The 18,348-nt window shown below is 38.0% G+C and carries 8 protein-coding genes; all 8 read left to right on the forward strand.

The features are described 5' to 3' along the window. Positions 1–15: 15 nt before the first annotated feature. The gene (locus ACKU4N_RS06005) at positions 16–3,072 is read left to right on the forward strand and encodes a SusC/RagA family TonB-linked outer membrane protein (RefSeq protein ID WP_321321577.1); all 3,057 of its coding nucleotides are present in this window, start codon (positions 16–18) and stop codon (positions 3,070–3,072) included. Between the two features lie 12 nt (positions 3,073–3,084). Further along, the gene (locus ACKU4N_RS06010; RefSeq protein ID WP_321321578.1) at positions 3,085–4,767 is read left to right on the forward strand and encodes a RagB/SusD family nutrient uptake outer membrane protein; all 1,683 of its coding nucleotides are present in this window, start codon (positions 3,085–3,087) and stop codon (positions 4,765–4,767) included. Positions 4,768–4,875: 108 nt separating this feature from the next. Then, the gene (locus tag ACKU4N_RS06015) at positions 4,876–6,327 is read left to right on the forward strand and encodes a DUF4859 domain-containing protein (RefSeq protein WP_321321580.1); all 1,452 of its coding nucleotides are present in this window, start codon (positions 4,876–4,878) and stop codon (positions 6,325–6,327) included. 7 nt (positions 6,328–6,334) lie between these two features. Beyond that, positions 6,335–8,368 (forward strand): DUF4859 domain-containing protein, encoded by a 2,034-nt coding sequence (locus tag ACKU4N_RS06020; RefSeq protein WP_321321582.1) that lies wholly within the window; start codon positions 6,335–6,337, stop codon positions 8,366–8,368. A gap of 116 nt (positions 8,369–8,484) precedes the next feature. Beyond that, complete coding sequence (locus ACKU4N_RS06025; protein WP_321321585.1) at positions 8,485–10,626, forward strand: family 43 glycosylhydrolase; 2,142 nt, start codon at positions 8,485–8,487, stop codon at positions 10,624–10,626. 257 nt (positions 10,627–10,883) lie between these two features. Further along, positions 10,884–13,295, forward strand: a complete 2,412-nt coding sequence (locus ACKU4N_RS06030; protein WP_321321587.1) for a glycoside hydrolase family 127 protein — start codon at positions 10,884–10,886, stop codon at positions 13,293–13,295. Between the two features lie 37 nt (positions 13,296–13,332). Continuing rightward, a complete protein-coding gene (locus ACKU4N_RS06035; RefSeq protein WP_321321589.1) occupies positions 13,333–15,738 on the forward strand; it encodes a glycoside hydrolase family 127 protein in 2,406 nt (801 codons plus the stop codon). A 41-nt stretch (positions 15,739–15,779) separates the two neighbouring features. After that, a complete protein-coding gene (locus tag ACKU4N_RS06040; protein WP_321321591.1) occupies positions 15,780–18,143 on the forward strand; it encodes a beta-L-arabinofuranosidase domain-containing protein in 2,364 nt (787 codons plus the stop codon). Positions 18,144–18,348 lie beyond the last annotated feature (205 nt).

The raw sequence follows: 18,348 nt of genomic DNA on the forward strand, positions 1-18,348 counted from the left end.
TAAAATTAGAAACGTATGAGAAAAAAACTAGAACAAAAGAGTAGAAGTAATTTAAAACATTATCAGTTGATGTTTTTATTATTTCTAAGTGTTGTGTTTTGTTCCTCAACTATTGGCTTAGCCCAGGAAAAAGTTGAAGGAATTGTTTTAGATGAAATAGGTTCTCCTTTACCTGGAGTTACTGTTCTTATTAAAAGTACAACAATTGGTACCATTACTAACTCTGAAGGATATTTTAATCTTGATGCAAAAGTGGGTGATATTGTAAGTATATCTTTTATTGGATATAAAACTTATGATATTAATGTAGTAAAAGAAATGCCAATGCAAGAAGTACGCTTGGAAGCTGATTTTATTGGTTTGGAAGAGGTTGTGGCAATTGGTTATGGAACCCAGCGAAAAGGAGATGTAACTAGTGCTATAACCAGCGTAAAATCAGAAGATTTTATTGTTGGTAAAATTGGTGATGCCGCCGAACTTGTAAAAGGAAAAATTGCCGGTTTGAGCATTACTAAATCTTCAGGTGATCCGAATGCTACATCAAGCATAATGCTTCGTGGTATTACTACGATTAAAGGTAGTGTTCAACCACTTGTATTGGTTGATGGAATTGAGGGATCGTTAACTACGGTAGCACCCGAAAATATTGCTTCAATCGACGTTTTAAAAGATGCATCGGCTGCAGCTATTTATGGAACGCGTGGTGCCAATGGGGTAATTATTATTAGCACGAAATCGGGTAAACGCGATTCTCAGGCAACTGCGACTTATTCTGCTTATGTCTCATTATCAGAATGGTACAAGACTCTCGATTTTATGGACACTAATGATATTATTTATGGTCGCACTAATTTCGAATATGGAGGTTATGACACAGACTGGTTGGAGGCTGTTAGCAGAAAAGCAGGCTATACGCAAAATCATTCGCTGAGTTTGACAGGTGGTACTAAATCTTCTACATACGCTGCTAGTATTACGTTTTCGGATGAAGAAGGGATCATGCGTAAGAGTGATAGTAATGACATTAAAGCCCAGCTGGATTTTAGTCAATATGCGATGAATGACATGCTGAAGTTCAATATTAATGTACTTTACACGACTCATAAGAACACAAATAATAACAATAATTACGTGTATCGTCAGGCTTTGATACGTAATCCTTCCTCACCTGTTTACAATGAAGATGGCACTTATTTTGAAGAATTTAGTCGTTTTCAATATTTTAATCCGGTTGCCATTCAAAATGAAATGATTGGAGATACCCGTACTAAATATGCGCGTGTAACCGGTAATATCACTTTTGAGCCGATTAAAGGCTGGAAAACCAATTTGATGTTGTCAAAAAAAGAAAGAGAAACAACTGGTGAAACATACTACACCAGCCAGTATTATACTCAGGCTACAGGTGGTATAAAAGGTTCTGCTTCAAAATCATCAGGTAATGATGTTAGTGATAATCTGGAACTTACTACCGGCTACGATTTTTCAATTGAAAAGAGTCGTATAAGTGCAATTGTGGGTTATAGCTATTTATATAACGTTCACGATGGATTTAGCGCATCAAACTCTAATTTTCCTTCAGAATCTTATTTGTATAATAATTTAGGACAAGGTACTTATCTGTCAGATGAAGATCATGTGGCAGGCATGTCTTCTGATAAGAATGACAATAAATTAGTTGGTTTTTTCGGACGTGCAACTTATGGTTATGACAATCGTTTTAATGCAATGGTAAGTTTTCGTCGTGAAGGTTCGTCAAAATTTGGTGAAAATAATAAATGGGGTAATTTCCCGGCAGCATCATTAGGATGGACAATTAGTAACGAAAATTTCATGGAATCCGTTTGGTGGTTAACTAATTTAAAACTACGCACGGGTTATGGAGTAACAGGTGTTATTCCAAATGAATCTTACATGTCTCTTACCACATTTGACTATGACGCATATGGTAAACATTTAAGTATAGATGGTAAGTGGACACCTTCATTGAAAGTAGCTCAAAATCCGAATCCCGATCTTAAATGGGAAAAAACCAGCGAATGGAATATAGGTTTAGACTGGGCTGTTCTTGATTCACGATTGAGTGGAGCTATTGATGTGTACACAAAGAAAACGGTTGATTTACTTTATGATTACGCTGTTCCTGTGCCTCCTAATATGTATGATAATACTACAGCTAACGTTGGTCAAATGCGTAATAATGGTATTGAGGTAATGGTGAATGCGATTCCTGTTAAGACAAGCGAATTTGAATGGAATTCCACCCTAACTCTTTCTCATAATGAGAATAAGCTCTTGAGTTTATCAAATGATTTGTACGAAACTGATAATTTTTCTGAAGTTGGAGGGGTTGGTGATCCAATTTCTGTAGCAACTCATGCAATGGAGATAGGTCATCGTCTGGGTGATTTCTGGGGATTAAGATCTGTTGGAGTAAGTAAGGACGGTGTTGTGCTGGTTCAAGTGAAGAATGATGATGACACTTGGAGTGTTAAGGAATTTGACACCAAATACAACGAAGAAAAAAACCGTCAGCGTTTGGGAAATGGTCTACCGCAAATTTATGCCGGATGGAGCAATACTTTCCGTTACAAAGGTTTCGACCTTAATCTTCAGTTTACCGGTCAGTTTGGATATCAGATTCTGAATTCTCAGCGTAGTTTTTATGAAAATAACTCTATAGCCTACAATCGTTTAAAGTCGGCGGCCAATTTGTATGGTGCAGTTGATGCTGCCGGTGTAGCGGTTATTAATCCCGAAACAGGTAGTCAGTTGCAGGTAGGCTTGGCCAATTCTATGTCGCAAGGTGTATGGAGCGATCATATTGAAAATGGTGATTTTGTAAAACTATCTAATGTAACTTTGGGTTATACCATTCCTCTTTCAGCTAAAGCGAAAAGTTATGTGAATGACTTCCGTGTTTATGTGTCGGGTCAAAACCTTTTCTGTATCACAGGTTATTCCGGTCTGGATCCGGAAGTTGATAACAATTTCTTAGCTCCAGGTATTGATGGTCGTGATAAGTATCCTACTGTACGTTCATACACAATTGGACTTTCTGTTAACTTTTAAAATTTGAGAATTATGAAACTCATTAAATATATATTTATTAGTCTTGCTGTAAGCTCTTTATTGATATCAGGAGCATGCACTGATTTGGACGAAAGTGTTTATGATAAACTTACTGATGAAACTGTTGATGTAACCGATTCCGAAGTCGTAGGATCTATGATGGGAGAAGCTTATGCCCAGTTTCGATTTTTGTATTGGGGATGGAATGGCTATTTTGACTTCAATGAGGAGTGCAGCGATACTTATATGACACCCAAACGTATTGGTGTTGGCTGGGGAGACTTGTATGTTAATATGCACAAACATAGCTGGAATTCGGGTCAGGGACATTCAGAAGGTTTGTGGCATTATGCCTATGTTGGTATAGGATACGCCAATAAAACTTTGGATGTATTACCGGATACAGGTTCGGAACAGGCACAAATGCGTTTTTTACGTGCACTCAACTACTATGTATTACTTGATGCCTTTAGAAATGTACCTTTGGAAACAACTCAGGAATTTGAAGCGGGATATTTGCCGGAGCAGGTTACTGCTGACGTTATTTACGATTTTTGTGTGAGTGAATTGGAGGCCATTAAGGACGATCTGGGAACAGCCAAAGTACATGGCTATCCAAATAGATATGCAGCTGATATGGTATTGGCAAAGTTGTACTTGAATCACAATGTATATTTTGAAACAAATGATGATACATATTATGACAAAGCTCTAACTGAAGTAGAAGATATTATCAGTAATGGTGGATATACGCTTGCGACGAACTATCTGGATAATTTTAAAGAGGATATCTCTACTTCACCGGAAGTAATTTTTGCCCTTCCTCTTGATAAGAAAAATGCGAGTCATAATTATTTAGTTAATAAATGTTTGGTAGGGGCAGGTGCTGCGGCATACGGATTCGATGGTTCTCCTTGGAATGGTAGTTGTGCAGTTCCTCAATTTATTGAAAGTTACGAAGACGGTGATAATCGTTTGGCTTACACATGGGCTGGTGGTATACAATACCAGGCAACTGAAGATGCATCGGGTAACACAATACCTCAATCGGGTGACCCAATTGCTTTCAGCACTGATGATTGGGCTGGTCAGGGCGTTTTGAATTATTCTCAGCAAGTTCACTCTATTGATAACCCTGGTGCTTATCAACAAGAAGGTTACCGTTTTGTTAAATATGAAATTGTGGCTGGCGACGGTGGAACCGGGGGCGACGACGTACCTTTTTTCCGTTTGGCTGATGCAATGTTTATAAAAGCAGAATGTCTGTTGCGTCTTGGACGCGACGAACAAATTGCAGCGGATTTGATTACAGATATACGTACGCGTTCGTTGGAGTCGGCGGCGAAAGCTACACGTACTATTGCTCAATTAAAAGGAGGTAGTATTTACGATTACGGACATCGCGAATATACCAGCGAAGGTTTTGCTAACTGGGATACTTATGTAACAACAAGCGAAGGTGGAGCCGACATTGAGTTAGGTGGATTGCTTGATGATCTAGGCTGGGAGTTTGTCGGTGAACATCATCGTCGCCAGGATCTTATCCGATTCAAGATGGCAGATGGCAGAAATGTCTTTAATGGTAAATCGTGGTTTTGTAAAGATGCGACTGCAGAGACTCACTGGAACTATTTTCCGATTCCTAAATCGGCTATAGATGCGAATATTTCTCTTATTCAAAATGAAGGATACTAAAGTTTTTCGAATAAAGTGATGAATTTAGTTGCCTGTTGTTTGCCGTAAATTATGTGAATTTAGAGTTAAGCAACAGGCAGTAAGTATCGTAAAATAAATTATACACAGATGAAAAAAATACATATATATATTATTCTGTCCATGCTGATTGCAGGATTGTTTAGTTGTGGTGATAATGAAGATTTTAGCAGTGTACATGAGATGACTGCTGATGAAATAGCTGAAATAGCGCGTCAGGATTCAATTCTGCAAGCTCAGAAAGAGAAGATCAATGCAGATTTGGTACTTGAATATTCTGTAGAAATAACCACGAGTAAATCATTATATGATGGTGCCGCCGTAGCCGTAGAAATTGATAAAATTGCTGAACTTTTTGGTATTTCGGAAGAGGAAGTTCTAGCTGGTATTAATGGTGAAAGCGGAGCTCTCGAAATTAAGGGTTTTGCTATTGAAGGTACCACACATGCAGATGCTGGAGGTATGACAAATACAAATGCTCCGTGGGGACATTGGTGGGATGCTAATGGTGATCTTTCAGAATGGGGTGAGAACGCCATGGTTTTTGCTGAATTTGATACTGAAACCAGTGTTTTCAATGTGGGGCAGTACCCAGGACATTTAACCGATGGACAGACAATTAAAATTATTGAATGTTTAAAATACAATGAACAACGTGTGGCAGTTGTTATTACAATTAATGCTGCTGCACCAGGAAAATTAAGCGCAACTGTGGTTAGTACTCAGGATCTTGCTATTAATATCATTCCTAAAAGCAGTTATGATCCTGATTCGCTTCAGTTTAATCTGACTCAGGCGTTAATTGATTTGGGAGTAAGTTCAATGGATGAGGTTGGTTTTGTTGGAGTCAATGAAGATGGTTCTTATAATCAGGAAATTGTTACCGGGAATGGTTTTTGGTACGATATGAATGGTTTTGTAGGAGAATATGGTGATAATGCGAGTGTATATAGTGATTATGGCGATTTTTCTGCTGACAAAATTAGTCTTGGACAATATCCAGGACATTTAACAGCAGGACAGACATTTGTTATTAAATACGGCTTGCTTGCCAATAGTAAAATTGTGATGTTGAATGTTACGGTTAATGTAATTGCTTATGAGGATCCTGAAACTGCTCCTGCTGGTGATCCGGAAGACGTTGTAGTGGATGTTGAGCTGGGTAAAGCTTACAGTGACGATTATGCAAGTGTACAATATGATGTTAAAGAAATATTGCGCAATGCATTCAAAAAGACGACTTATGAGATTTATCAGGCCATCATTTCCGGCGAACTGAAACTATATGAGGGTGCAGTAAGTGATACTGATCCTACCTACACTTCAGATGTACCAGGTTATTGGATTAAGGCTGACGGAACAACAGGTGAATGGGCCGAAGGTTTGATTTATTTAAGTATTGGACATAACGAAACCGAACTATATCTGTATGGAGGTAATCATCCTGATAATGCTGTTTCTGGAGATACTGTAAGTACAAAATTGATAGCTGTTTACAATGGAGCGACTGTTGCTCTTAATATAACTTATAACGTAGAATAACTTATAAATGAAAAAAAATAAATTATATATAAAATTGGATAAGTCGGGATTTCCCGGCTTATCCAACTTCTTTTTTCTTGCATTGTTAGTTATTGTGACATCTGTTTATACTATTGGATGTGGTAAAAGCGATATTACTATAATACCTCCGGAACCTAACCCTGTGGATACAACTGCTATCGACACTACTTCTGCCGTAACAATACTAACAGAATCTGACATAGTGGATTATGATCGATTCTATAAGCCGGAAGAACATAAAAATATCGACATGTTGCGGGGTGATAGCAAATGGTCGTTTGTCCGAAGTAAACAATCGGATCATTTCGTCGTTTTTTGGGAAGATGGTTTTGGGCTTAACCCAAATGCAAGCAGTGTTCCTGAATTTTATCGTGTAGATATTGACGATTTGCTTTTGAAAGCGGAATCGTTCTACGATTTAAATATTAACACATTAAAGTTTGCTGAAGTAGGAGTTGGTAAATCTAATCTGGATAGCTACAAAATGCAGATTTATCTGTTTTATACAGAAGAATGGATGGCGTATGGCTCAGGTTATGATGATGTTATTGGTGCATTGTGGATAAATCCAGCCACTGTCCATCCTGTGGGATCAGTTATTGCACATGAAATCGGTCATAGTTTTCAATATCAGGTTTTTTGTGATTTAAGTAACGGTGCAGGATTACGTTATGGTTTTGGGGGAAATGGAGGCAATGCCTTCTGGGAACAAACTGCCCAATGGCAGGCTATGCAAAGTTATCCTGAAGAAATTTTTGAGGGCTATCATTACCCAGTGTATTGTGATAATTATCACCGACATGTTTTGCATGAGAACTATCGTTATGCCAGTTATTTTATTCACTATTACTGGGTTGAAAAACATGGGAAAGACATGATCGGAAAAATATGGCGTGAGGCTAAAGAACCAGAAGATCCAATTCAAGCTTATATGCGTATAAACGGGTTAACTGTGGATGGATTAAACGCAGAATTGTATGAGGCTGCGACCAAGTTTGTAACTTGGGATTTTGATGCTCTTCGTTCGCTTGGCGAAAACTATATTGGTAAGCATACCTATAAGTTTTATCAACTTACCGATGGAAGTTATCAGGTGGCATACAGTAAATGTCCCAGTTCTACTGGATACAATGTAATTCCATTAAATGTACCAACGGTTGGAACTGTGGTTTCTACAAGCTTTACAGCTTTAACACCTGGTTCGGTACTGGCTGCGGGAGATCCGGGTACATATACTGATAGCGAAATTCCGGGTACTACAACAAATTACAATAGTAGTTCCCTTACAAGGGCAGGTTGGCGTTATGGGTATGTTGCTCTGCTAGACAATGGTCAGCGTGTTTATGGCGAAATGAACAGGAAGACAGCTGGATCGGTTGAATTTACTGTGCCGGAAGGATGTGTAAATTTATGGTTTGTAGTATTGGGAGCACCGTCTACTTATGAAGCTCATCCTTGGGACGAAAAAGAAAGCAACGATGATCAGTGGCCTTATAAGTTGAAATTTTCCAACACTGATATTTTGGGTAATATAACTATTGATCCAAATGCTACACCCGAAGATTTGACATTAACCTATGATATTTCATTTGCTGCGGCTGATGATTATTCCGGAGCTACTGTAAACCTTAATGCTAATGGTGATATTAATAAGGTGGCTCAGGCTTTTGTAATGCAACCTTCTGCCATTTCAAGTAATATACTTGGTGCGAAAGAAACGCCTTCGGAGGGTAAAATTGCTTTCGCGGCTGTTGAGTCTGACGGATCACTAAATTACGAGACCACAGCTAACGGATATGGTTTTTGGTTCGATAGTGTTGGTGGTGTAATCGGCTGGGACAGTGAGAATGACAGTAAATTATTTTCCGAGTTTTCTTCAAGTAGTTTTGAATTGAACATCGGACAATATCCAGGGAAAAGTGCAGTAGGTGACACTTATACTGTTAAGGAAGCACTTGTTTACACCAAGGATGGTACACAATATCAGGTTACTTTTGTAATGAATATTACAATTAAGTAATATATATAATAAAATATACAGACAGGCGTAACCATTTGGCTACGCCTGTCTAATTATTTCCAAAAGAGAATTATCATTTCTTTTGTATTTGTTTTTTATGATAAAAATTTATTGTCATGCTCAAAAAAGGCTTGTATCTTTTACTATTGATATTTCCGTTCTGCTTAAATGGACAGGAAACAGGACATAAAATTCAGGGGATAGATAACCCATTACTACCAGGCTACTTTGCCGATCCAACCATTAAAAAATTTGGAGATACCTTCTATCTGTATTCCACTACTGATGGAATTAAATTGGCTTCGGGAGAACCACAGGTTTGGGTAAGTAAAGATTTTGTGAATTGGTACAATACCGAAATGGATATTGAGTTACCGGATGGTTTAACCAATTGTTGGGCTCCTGATGTGATGAAAGGGAAGGATGGAAAGTATTACTATTTTATGGGTAATTGTGAACATGGCTGTAATATTTATGCCTATGTTTCTGATTCACCAATCGGTCCATGGAAAAGTCTGAAAAATGGACAGGCTGTTATTCCTGTGGGGACAGCGATTAAGGGGTTACCAGCTTTGGATGCCCAGTATTTTTTGGATGATGATGGATCAATCTATTCCTATTTTGGGACTTGGTGTTCTAGTTTCGGGGGACTTGGATGGGCTAAAATTGATCCCAAAGATCATTGTACGATATTGGAAAGCGGATCAATTCCAATCACTCAAATTCCTGAAGTATTTGAAGCTGCTTATTTACTAAAACACAATGGAAAGTATATTCTGATGTATTCGTCAGGTGATTGCAGGTTGAGCAGCTATGCAGTTCATTACTCTTATTCTGATTCTCCGGTAGGTCCCTTTCACTACGGAGATAATTCTCCAATACTGAAAACAAATCAGGACGGAAGTATTGATAGTCCCGGGCATCATTCGGTTTTAAAAGATGGCGACGATTATTATATCCTGTATCATCGTCATGATAATCCGCATAGTACTGGTGGTGAGTTCAGACAAGTTTGCGCTGATAGACTTGATTTCCTGAATGACAGTACTATTCTTCCGGTAATTCCGACGCATAAAGGAATTGGTTATTTGAGAAAAAACCAGATCCCTGAAAAGGATTTGGCCTTTAAAGCCAAAACAACAGCTACATCTTATTATCATTTGGAATCACCGGCAACAAAATATACAAATAGTCCAGTTGATTATAAATATCTGCCTGAATATGCCACAGATAATAATAACGGAACGATGTGGAAGGCTGCATCAAGTACATACCCTCAATCATTGGTTGTTGATTTGGGTAAAAAAGTGAAAGTTGCCAGAGTAATGACTCAGTTTGAGTATTCAACTTTTTATTATCAGTATAGAATTGAATGTTCTTCTGACAGCATTAATTGGTCCTTGTTTTCAGACAGAACAAATAACAGGCAAAGTGGGTCACCAATGATTGATGATAACAATGCATTAAATACCCGCTATGTTAAATTGACGGTAACCGCGGCTGAAAAAGGAGGATTGTTTCCTGCAATATGGAATCTAAAAGTTTATCCTGATTTATTTGAAATTCCTGAATTGGCCTTGCTGTCGAAAACTTCTACCAATAATGTTTTAACGGATGATCATTTATTAATGAATTTTGACGTCGAAAATTTCGTAATGGATTCTTTTGATTATTCCTTCAAAAATTCAGGAAGTTTAGCGGGATACTTTATGAAAGAAGGTACTCCCAAAATAAAGTATATCGACAATGTAAAAGCAATTTCTTTTGATGGAGAAAGCTATTTTAGATTAAGTGAATCTGCTCCTAACAGTTTAAGTTGGAACTCATCGTATACTGTGTCTTCGTGGGTATTTAATCCTGAAATTGGAGATGGAGAATGCCTGATAACCTGGAATAGTCGTGAAAATATGCTGCAAGGCTCCTATTCAGCATTAATGTATGGTAAAAGTAATTTTGGAGCTGTGGCTCATGGAGATGGATCTGTTGATTTAGCCTATAAAGAAATCCCCGAAGCATCAAAATGGCATCACATAGCACTGAGCTTTGATGGAATGGTTGAATCGGTATATGTTGATGGTGTTCTAAATACTCAACAACCAATTAATCTATTTGTTAAAAACAGTGATATTCTGATTGGCGCAAGTGGTTTATACGCAGAGAATTATATAGGTTATATTTCAAATTCCCAGCTTTTTAACAGAGCATTAACCGTGCAGGAAATTATTGAATTAATGAAGATTACATCTCCGGATAAATAATATTCATTAATCAGTTTATTTTTCGGCAATAAGTTAAATCCAGTAAAATTAAAGGCGAAAATATTTACTCTTATTTGAGTTCATTTAGAGAATGGAGTGAATAGAGCTTTGATAAATCGATGTAATTGAAGAATTAAAAACATTTGTACTATTATTTTGAACAAACCGACAACTTAATGTGAGCATTTCGATACAATTTTACATTTGAAAAGTAATTAATTTCTGAAATAGTAATATTTAAAAAATAGGATATAACAATGACAACAATTAAAAGAGTTTTAACACTTGCACTTTGCATTTTGTGTTTTGCTGCAAATGCTCAGGAAAAAAATACAACAGGTGGATATCCCATTTCTCCTGTTCCTTTTACTTCAGTAAAAGTTACAGATTCGTTTTGGGGACAAAGACTGAAAGCAAGTCGTGAAGTTACTATTCCATTGGCTTTTAGTAAGTGTGAAGAAACGGGTCGATATGAAAACTTTATTAAGGCAGCACATCCAAGTGATACGATTAAAGTGGAAGGCTTTTCATTTGATGATACCGATGTGTATAAAACCATTGAAGGAGCAAGCTATTCAATGCAGACTTTTCCGGATAAAAAATTAGACAAATATATTGACAGTGTGCTGACAATTGTGGCCGCTGCGCAGGAGGCAGATGGATACTTATACACTTCCCGTACAATGAATCCTGCACATCCGCATGAATGGGCAGGAACCAAACGTTGGGAAAAAGAGGAAGACCTTAGTCATGAGTTGTACAATCTGGGACATATGGTTGAGGGTGCATTGGCACATTATCAGGCAACTGGGAAAACAAATTTTTTAGATATCGCGAAAAAGTATGCCGATTGTGCCGTAAGGGAAGTTGGCGATAAACCCGGACAGGTAACAGTAGTTCCAGGTCATCAGATTGCAGAAATGGCTTTATCAAAACTATATGTTGCAACGGGAGAACAGAAATATCTGGACTTTGCAAAATTCCTGCTCGATAAGCGGGGGTATACCACAATAAAAAGTGAATACAGTCAGTCGCACAAACCCGTTTTGGAACAGGACGAAGCTGTTGGGCATGCAGTTCGTGCTGCCTATATGTATACCGGCATGGCCGATGTGGCTGCGCTTACCGGTGATACTACCTATGTAAACGCCATCGATAGAATTTGGGAAAACATTGTGGGCAAAAAATTATACATCACAGGAGGTATTGGTGCTACAGGGCATGGTGAGGCTTTTGGTGAAAATTATCAGTTGCCTAATATGTCGGCGTATTGTGAAACCTGTGCTGCCATCGGAAATGTTTATCTCAATTACAGACTATTTCTGCTTCATGGCGAATCAAAATACTACGATGTACTGGAACGCACTCTTTATAATGGGTTGATTAGTGGTGTTTCATTGGAAGGCGATGGTTTTTTCTATCCAAATCCTCTTGAATCAATTGGTCAGCACCAACGCCGGCCATGGTTTGGCTGTGCCTGTTGTCCGTCAAATATTTGCCGGTTTATTCCTTCTGTTCCAGGATATATTTATGCAGTGCATAAAAGTGATTTGTATGTAAATCTGTTCATGTCGAATAATTCGGAAATTAAGGTAGATGGAAAACCGGTAGTATTGAAACAAACAACCAATTATCCTTGGGTTGGTGATATCAATCTGGATGTAAATCCAAAGAAGAAACAAAACTTCAACCTTAAAATCCGTATTCCGGGATGGGTGTTAGGTCAAGTAGTACCAAGTGATTTATATACTTTCACTGATAACAAAAAATTATCATATTCAGTTAAAGTAAACGGGCAGCCTGTTACAAGTCAACTTGAAAATGGTTATTTCTCCATCAGCCGCACTTGGGGTAAAGGCGACAAAGTTGAAGTTCATTTCGATATGGAAGCGCGCACTGTAAAAGCTCATTCATTGGTTGAGGCTGATCAGGGCAGAGTTGCTGTTGAGTGCGGTCCTGTGGTTTATTGCGCTGAGTGGCCTGATAATGATTATAGTGTATTGAGTGCTGTTATTCCACAAAAACCGGTATTTACTGTTGAAAACAAACAAGATTTGCTATATGGCATAAACATGATTCATACAGATGCTCAGGTACTTAATTACAACAAACAAGGTAAAATCGAAGTAAAAGATGTTCAATTGAACATGATTCCTTACTATGCATGGGCTCATCGTGGAAGTGGTGAAATGACAGTTTGGCTTTCCAACGATTTAAGTACCAGTCGTCCCATGCAACAACCCACTCTTGCCTCGGAAAGTAAAGTTGATGCCTCGCATTTGGTGAAAGCAATTAGTGCGGTTAACGACCAACTCATCCCTAAAAATGGTAAGGCTCAAGCTGTACCTTATTACCATTGGTGGCCTAAAGAAGGAACAACAGAATGGATTTCATACGAATTTGACGGTGAGAAAACAGTAAGTGGTTCAACCGTTTATTGGTATGATGATGCTCCTTGGGGTGGTTGTCGCATACCAAAAGAGTGGAAAATTTACTATAAAAATAAAGACAGTGAGTGGATGCCTGTTGAGAATAATGAACCCTACACTGTAACAAAAGATGTTCCCAGCAAAGTTTCATTTAAAACTGTGAAGACCAATGCAATAAAACTTGAAGTGAAGTTGCCTGAAAAAAATGCGTCAGGAATTTTCGAATGGGAATTGGAATAGTTCCGATACCGAATTTTCATACTAATATAAATATATAATGAAATTAAGATATTACAGCTTTCTAATGTTGTTTGGTCTCCTTGCATGTTCATGTGCTGAAAAGGAGAAAGAAACAGTTGGACATTTAAAACCGGTTCCTTTTACATCTGTTCATTTAAATGATCAGTTTTGGGCTCCTAAAATTGAAATTAATAGAACGGTGTCAATTCCTTCAGCATTTAAAAAGTGTGAAGAGACCGGGCGTATGGATAATTTTGCCCTTGCCGGTGGTTTGATTAAAGGAGAACATCAAGGTGATTTTCCATTTGATGATACTGATGTTTACAAAGTGTTGGAAGGAGCTTCATATACTCTTGCAGTGGAGTACGATGCTAAATTAGACCATTATTTGGACAGCCTGATTACTTTAATCGGCGCAGGACAAGAAGAGGATGGTTACCTTTATACTTGCTTAACCAACAAATGTGAGCGTTTAAAGGGCTGGTACGGAGAAGGACGTTGGGATCGTTTAAACAGCCATGAACTTTATAACTGTGGTCACCTTTACGAAGCAGCAATTGCTCATTATCAGGCAACAGGCAAACGTTCCTTACTTTCTATTGCGATTAAAAATGCTGATTTGGTGAATCAGGTTTTTGGTCCGGGCGAAGGCCAAAAGAAAGTCCCATCAGGTCATCCGATTGTGGAGATGGCCTTGGTAAAACTATATCGGGTTACAAATGATGAAAAATACCTTAAACTGGCACGATTTTTTATCGACGAAACAGGTAAGGGTACCGACGGTCACAAATTAAACGAATACAGTCAGGATCACAAACCAATTGTGGAGCAGGATGAAGCATTGGGACATGCTGTTCGTCTGGGATATCTCTACTCAGGAGTAACAGATGTAGCTTCTTTGATGCATGACAAGCAACTGATGGAAGCCACCAAACAGGTATGGGAAAATGTGGTTTCAAAAAAGTTATATATTACTGGTGGAATTGGTTCCCGTGCTCAAGGTGAAGGTTTTGGCCCGAATTACGAATTGCCTAACATGACTGATTATTGTGAGACTTGTGCTTCGATATCGAATGTTTACTGGAACTACCGTTTGTTTCTGAATGATGGAAATTCAAAATACTACGATGTACTTGAACGTGTGTTATACAACGGGGTTATTTCGGGAGTATCCTTAAGCGGCGATAAATTTTTCTACGACAATCCTCTTGAATCTGTTCATAATCACGATCGTGCACCTTGGTTTGGATGTGCCTGTTGTCCTGGTAACATTACCCGGTTTATGGCCTCCATACCAGGTTATGTTTATGCAGCCGATGAAAATTCTGTGTACGTAAATCTATTTTCGGCCGGTCATGCCGACATTGCTGTAGGAAAAGACACCTTAAGTCTGACACAAAAAACACAATACCCTTGGAGTGGTAAGCTTACAATTTCAGTTGATAAAAAGACAAATGAACGTATTGGTCTGAAAATTCGCATTCCGGGATGGGCACAAAATCAACCTGTACCATCTGATTTGTATCACTTTGTTGAAACTAACAATGATATCTATACGATTACCATCAATGGAAAGAAAAAATCACTGGAAGAGGTGAATGGTTATGCCATTCTGAGAGAAAAGTGGGTAGCGGGTGATCAGATAGAAGTTGAATTTCCGATGCCTGTGCGCAGAATTAAAGCCAGCGAAAAAGTAATTAATGACCATAACAAATTGGCTTACCAACGTGGTCCAATAGTGTATTGCTTCGAGGATAAAGACAACAGTAATGCATATTTATTTGATGAGTTTGTATCGCCGGATGAAAAGGTGAGTTCTCAATTTGAAGAAAATCTTTTAGGTGGAGTGGTAACACTTACAATGAAAGCAAGCAGGGTAAGTCTATCGGGAGAAGTAAAAACAATTGAAGCTGCAAATCTTAAAGCCATTCCGTATTATGCATGGAACAATCGGGGAACGGCAAATATGTTGGTTTGGTTGCCTTCCGGTGAGGAGTCGGCTATTGTAAAACCAAGTTATTCCCCTGCTGATTCAGCGAGGACATTTGCATCAATAGGTTGGACACCTGGTTTAAACGATGGGTTTACTCCTAAAAATTCTGGAGATACAGATAAATCATATTTTTATTGGTGGCAGAAAGAAGGATCGGAAGAGACTGTTGATTATGAATTTAAAGAGCCGGTTTTATTGTCTCAATCTTCGGTTTATTGGCTTAATATGGATCACTACGATGGTAATTATAAGGCGCCTGAAAAATGGTCATTATTATACAAAGACAGCAAGGGGAAATGGGTTCCTGTTGAGACCAGTGATGAGTTTAAAGTGGAACTTGATAAATACAATACTGTGAATTTTAAGCCTGTAAAAACAAAAGCTCTGCGGATTTTGGCACAACTGCAAAAAGAACAGTCGGGTGGTATTCTGGAATGGAAAGTAAAGTAATTGAGATTGCAATTTATTGATAACTATATAATTGTTATAATATGAGATTCGAATATTATAGAGTTTTATTCTTTTCAATTTGTCTTGGAGTTGGATTGGCTTCCTGTTCAGGTGTTGAAGAAAATAGAATAAGTACGAACGGTCCTGAGGTGGTTGAATTTAAAGTGCTGCCATTTGATCTAAAGGATGTTAAATTACTTGATGGTCCTTTCGAAAAGGCCATGGAATTAAATGTGCAGAGCTTGTTGAATTATGAACCTGACAGATTATTGGCAAAATTCAGGATAGAAGCAGGTTTAAAGCCTAAAGCAAAACATTATGATGGTTGGGAAGCAAATACAATAGCCGGACATAGCTTAGGTCATTATCTAAGTGCTTGTGCTTTAATGTATAATTCTACAAATGATAAGCGTTTTCTCGATCGTGTCAATTACATTGTAGATCAACTGGAAGTTTGTCAGAATGCTGATGGAGAAGGATACATAGGTGCTTTCCCTGACGGAAAGCGGATTCTTGAAGAAGAAGTAGCAAAAGGAGATATACGTTCGAAAGGATTTGATTTGAATGGAATTTGGGTGCCGTATTACACCGAACATAAAGTAATGGCTGGTTTGACTGACGCATACAATTTATGTGGAAATAAAAAGGCATTGCAAATCAATATTAAATTTGCTGATTGGTTATCAACTATTGTAAAAGACTTAAACGACAAACAAATTCAAAACATGTTGGATTGTGAGCATGGCGGAATTAATGAGTCGTTGGTTGATCTTTATGGATTAACGAAGAATGAGAAATATTTGCAGCTGTCTAAGGTGTTTCATCACAAAAAGGTGCTTGATTCCTTGGCTCATCATGTTGATGTTTTGCCGGGAATACATGCTAATACACAAATTCCCAAATTAGTGGGTTGTGCCCGACGTTATGAGCTTACAGGGGCTTTGTCTGATAGAGAATCTGCTGAGTTTTTCTGGGATCGGGTTGTTCATCATCATTCTTATGTTACCGGAGGTAATTGCAATCACGAGTATTTTGGAGAATCGGATCATTTACGCAACCGCCTTAGCCAAAATACAACTGAAACATGTAATGTGTACAATATGTTGAAGCTGTCCCGTCATCTTTTTGAGTGGGAAGCAGCTCCTGAAGTCGCTGATTTTTATGAAAGAGCATTATTCAATCACATTCTATCCTCTCAGCACCCTGCAGATGGACGGGTTATCTATAATTTGTCACTGGAAATGGGAGGTCATAAGGTGTATCAGGATCCGTATTGGTTTACATGTTGTGTAGGAACAGGAATGGAGAATCATTCAAAATATGGAGCAAATATTTATTTTCACAACAATAATGAATTATATGTGACTCAATTTATTGGTTCTCAATTAAACTGGAAAAGTAAAGGTTTGATCGTAAAACAGACAACTGCATTTCCGGAAGAACAAGGGACAAAATTGGAGTTTTACTGTGAAAAACCAAGCAAATTTGCGCTTAAGCTGCGCTACCCAAAATGGGCTGAAAATGGTGTGGAAATTTATATCAATAATGAAAAGATATCTGTTGATCAAAAGCCGCAAAGTTTTATTTCTATCGAAAGAAAGTGGAAAAAAGGGGATGTATTGGAATACAAGATGCCTTTTACACTTCGTCTGGAAACCATGCCTGATGACAGCAACCGTGTTGCAGTTATGTACGGTCCTATGGTGATGGCCGGGGAATTAGGGCCGGAAGATGATCCAAAAGCAAATGATGCAATGTATGTACCTGTTATTATGACAGAAGATAGAGATCCATCGAATTGGTTGAGTGCTGTAAAAGGAGAAGCAAATACATTTAAAACTGATTCGGTTGGATACTTGCATGATTTTGTCTTGAAGCCATTTTATAAAGTGCATGATGTAAGGTATTCTGTGTATTTTGATGTTTTCAACCAAGAATCATGGGCAAAATATCAAAAGGAATATCAAGCTAAACAAGCACAGAAAAAGAAATTGGAAGAAATGACAGTTGACTTTTTCCAACCAGGAGAAATGCAGCCGGAACGGGATCATAATTTCCAAAGTGAAAAATCATCCGTTGATGTGATAAAAAACAAAAGATCCCGTGTTGTTGACAGAGGAGGTGTAATGTCCTTTGAAATGGGATTGATGAAAGGAAACCGATTGGCTTTGGCGGTTGAATATTGGGGCGGAAATACTGGTGCTAAAACATTTGATATCTTGATTGACGGAAAATTACTTGCGACAGAAAATATTGCAGATAAAAAGCCGGGTGAATTCATTGATATTTTATACCAATTACCTGATGATATTTGCATGACTAAAGATAAAGTGATGGTTACATTCAAACCTCACGAAGGGCACAGGGCAGGACCTGTATTCGGAGTTAGAACTGTTAAGCAATAAGAAGACAGGTAAAGATTATTTTAGTTAGTTTTTAATGGTAAATAGTTCTGAAAACTGCAAATCTCAATTTTGAGATTTGCAGTTTTTTTGTTGGGGAAAGGAGTTTTTTTATAAAATGATTTTTTACACATGTTTGTTACTTTTTTAAACAATAGTGATAGTCCAAAACCTAAAGAATGGACAGATTTGAGTCATATTTTTTAAC

Origin of the sequence: Labilibaculum sp. (assembly GCF_963664555.1) — a bacterium.
GTDB lineage: Bacteria > Bacteroidota > Bacteroidia > Bacteroidales > Marinifilaceae > Labilibaculum.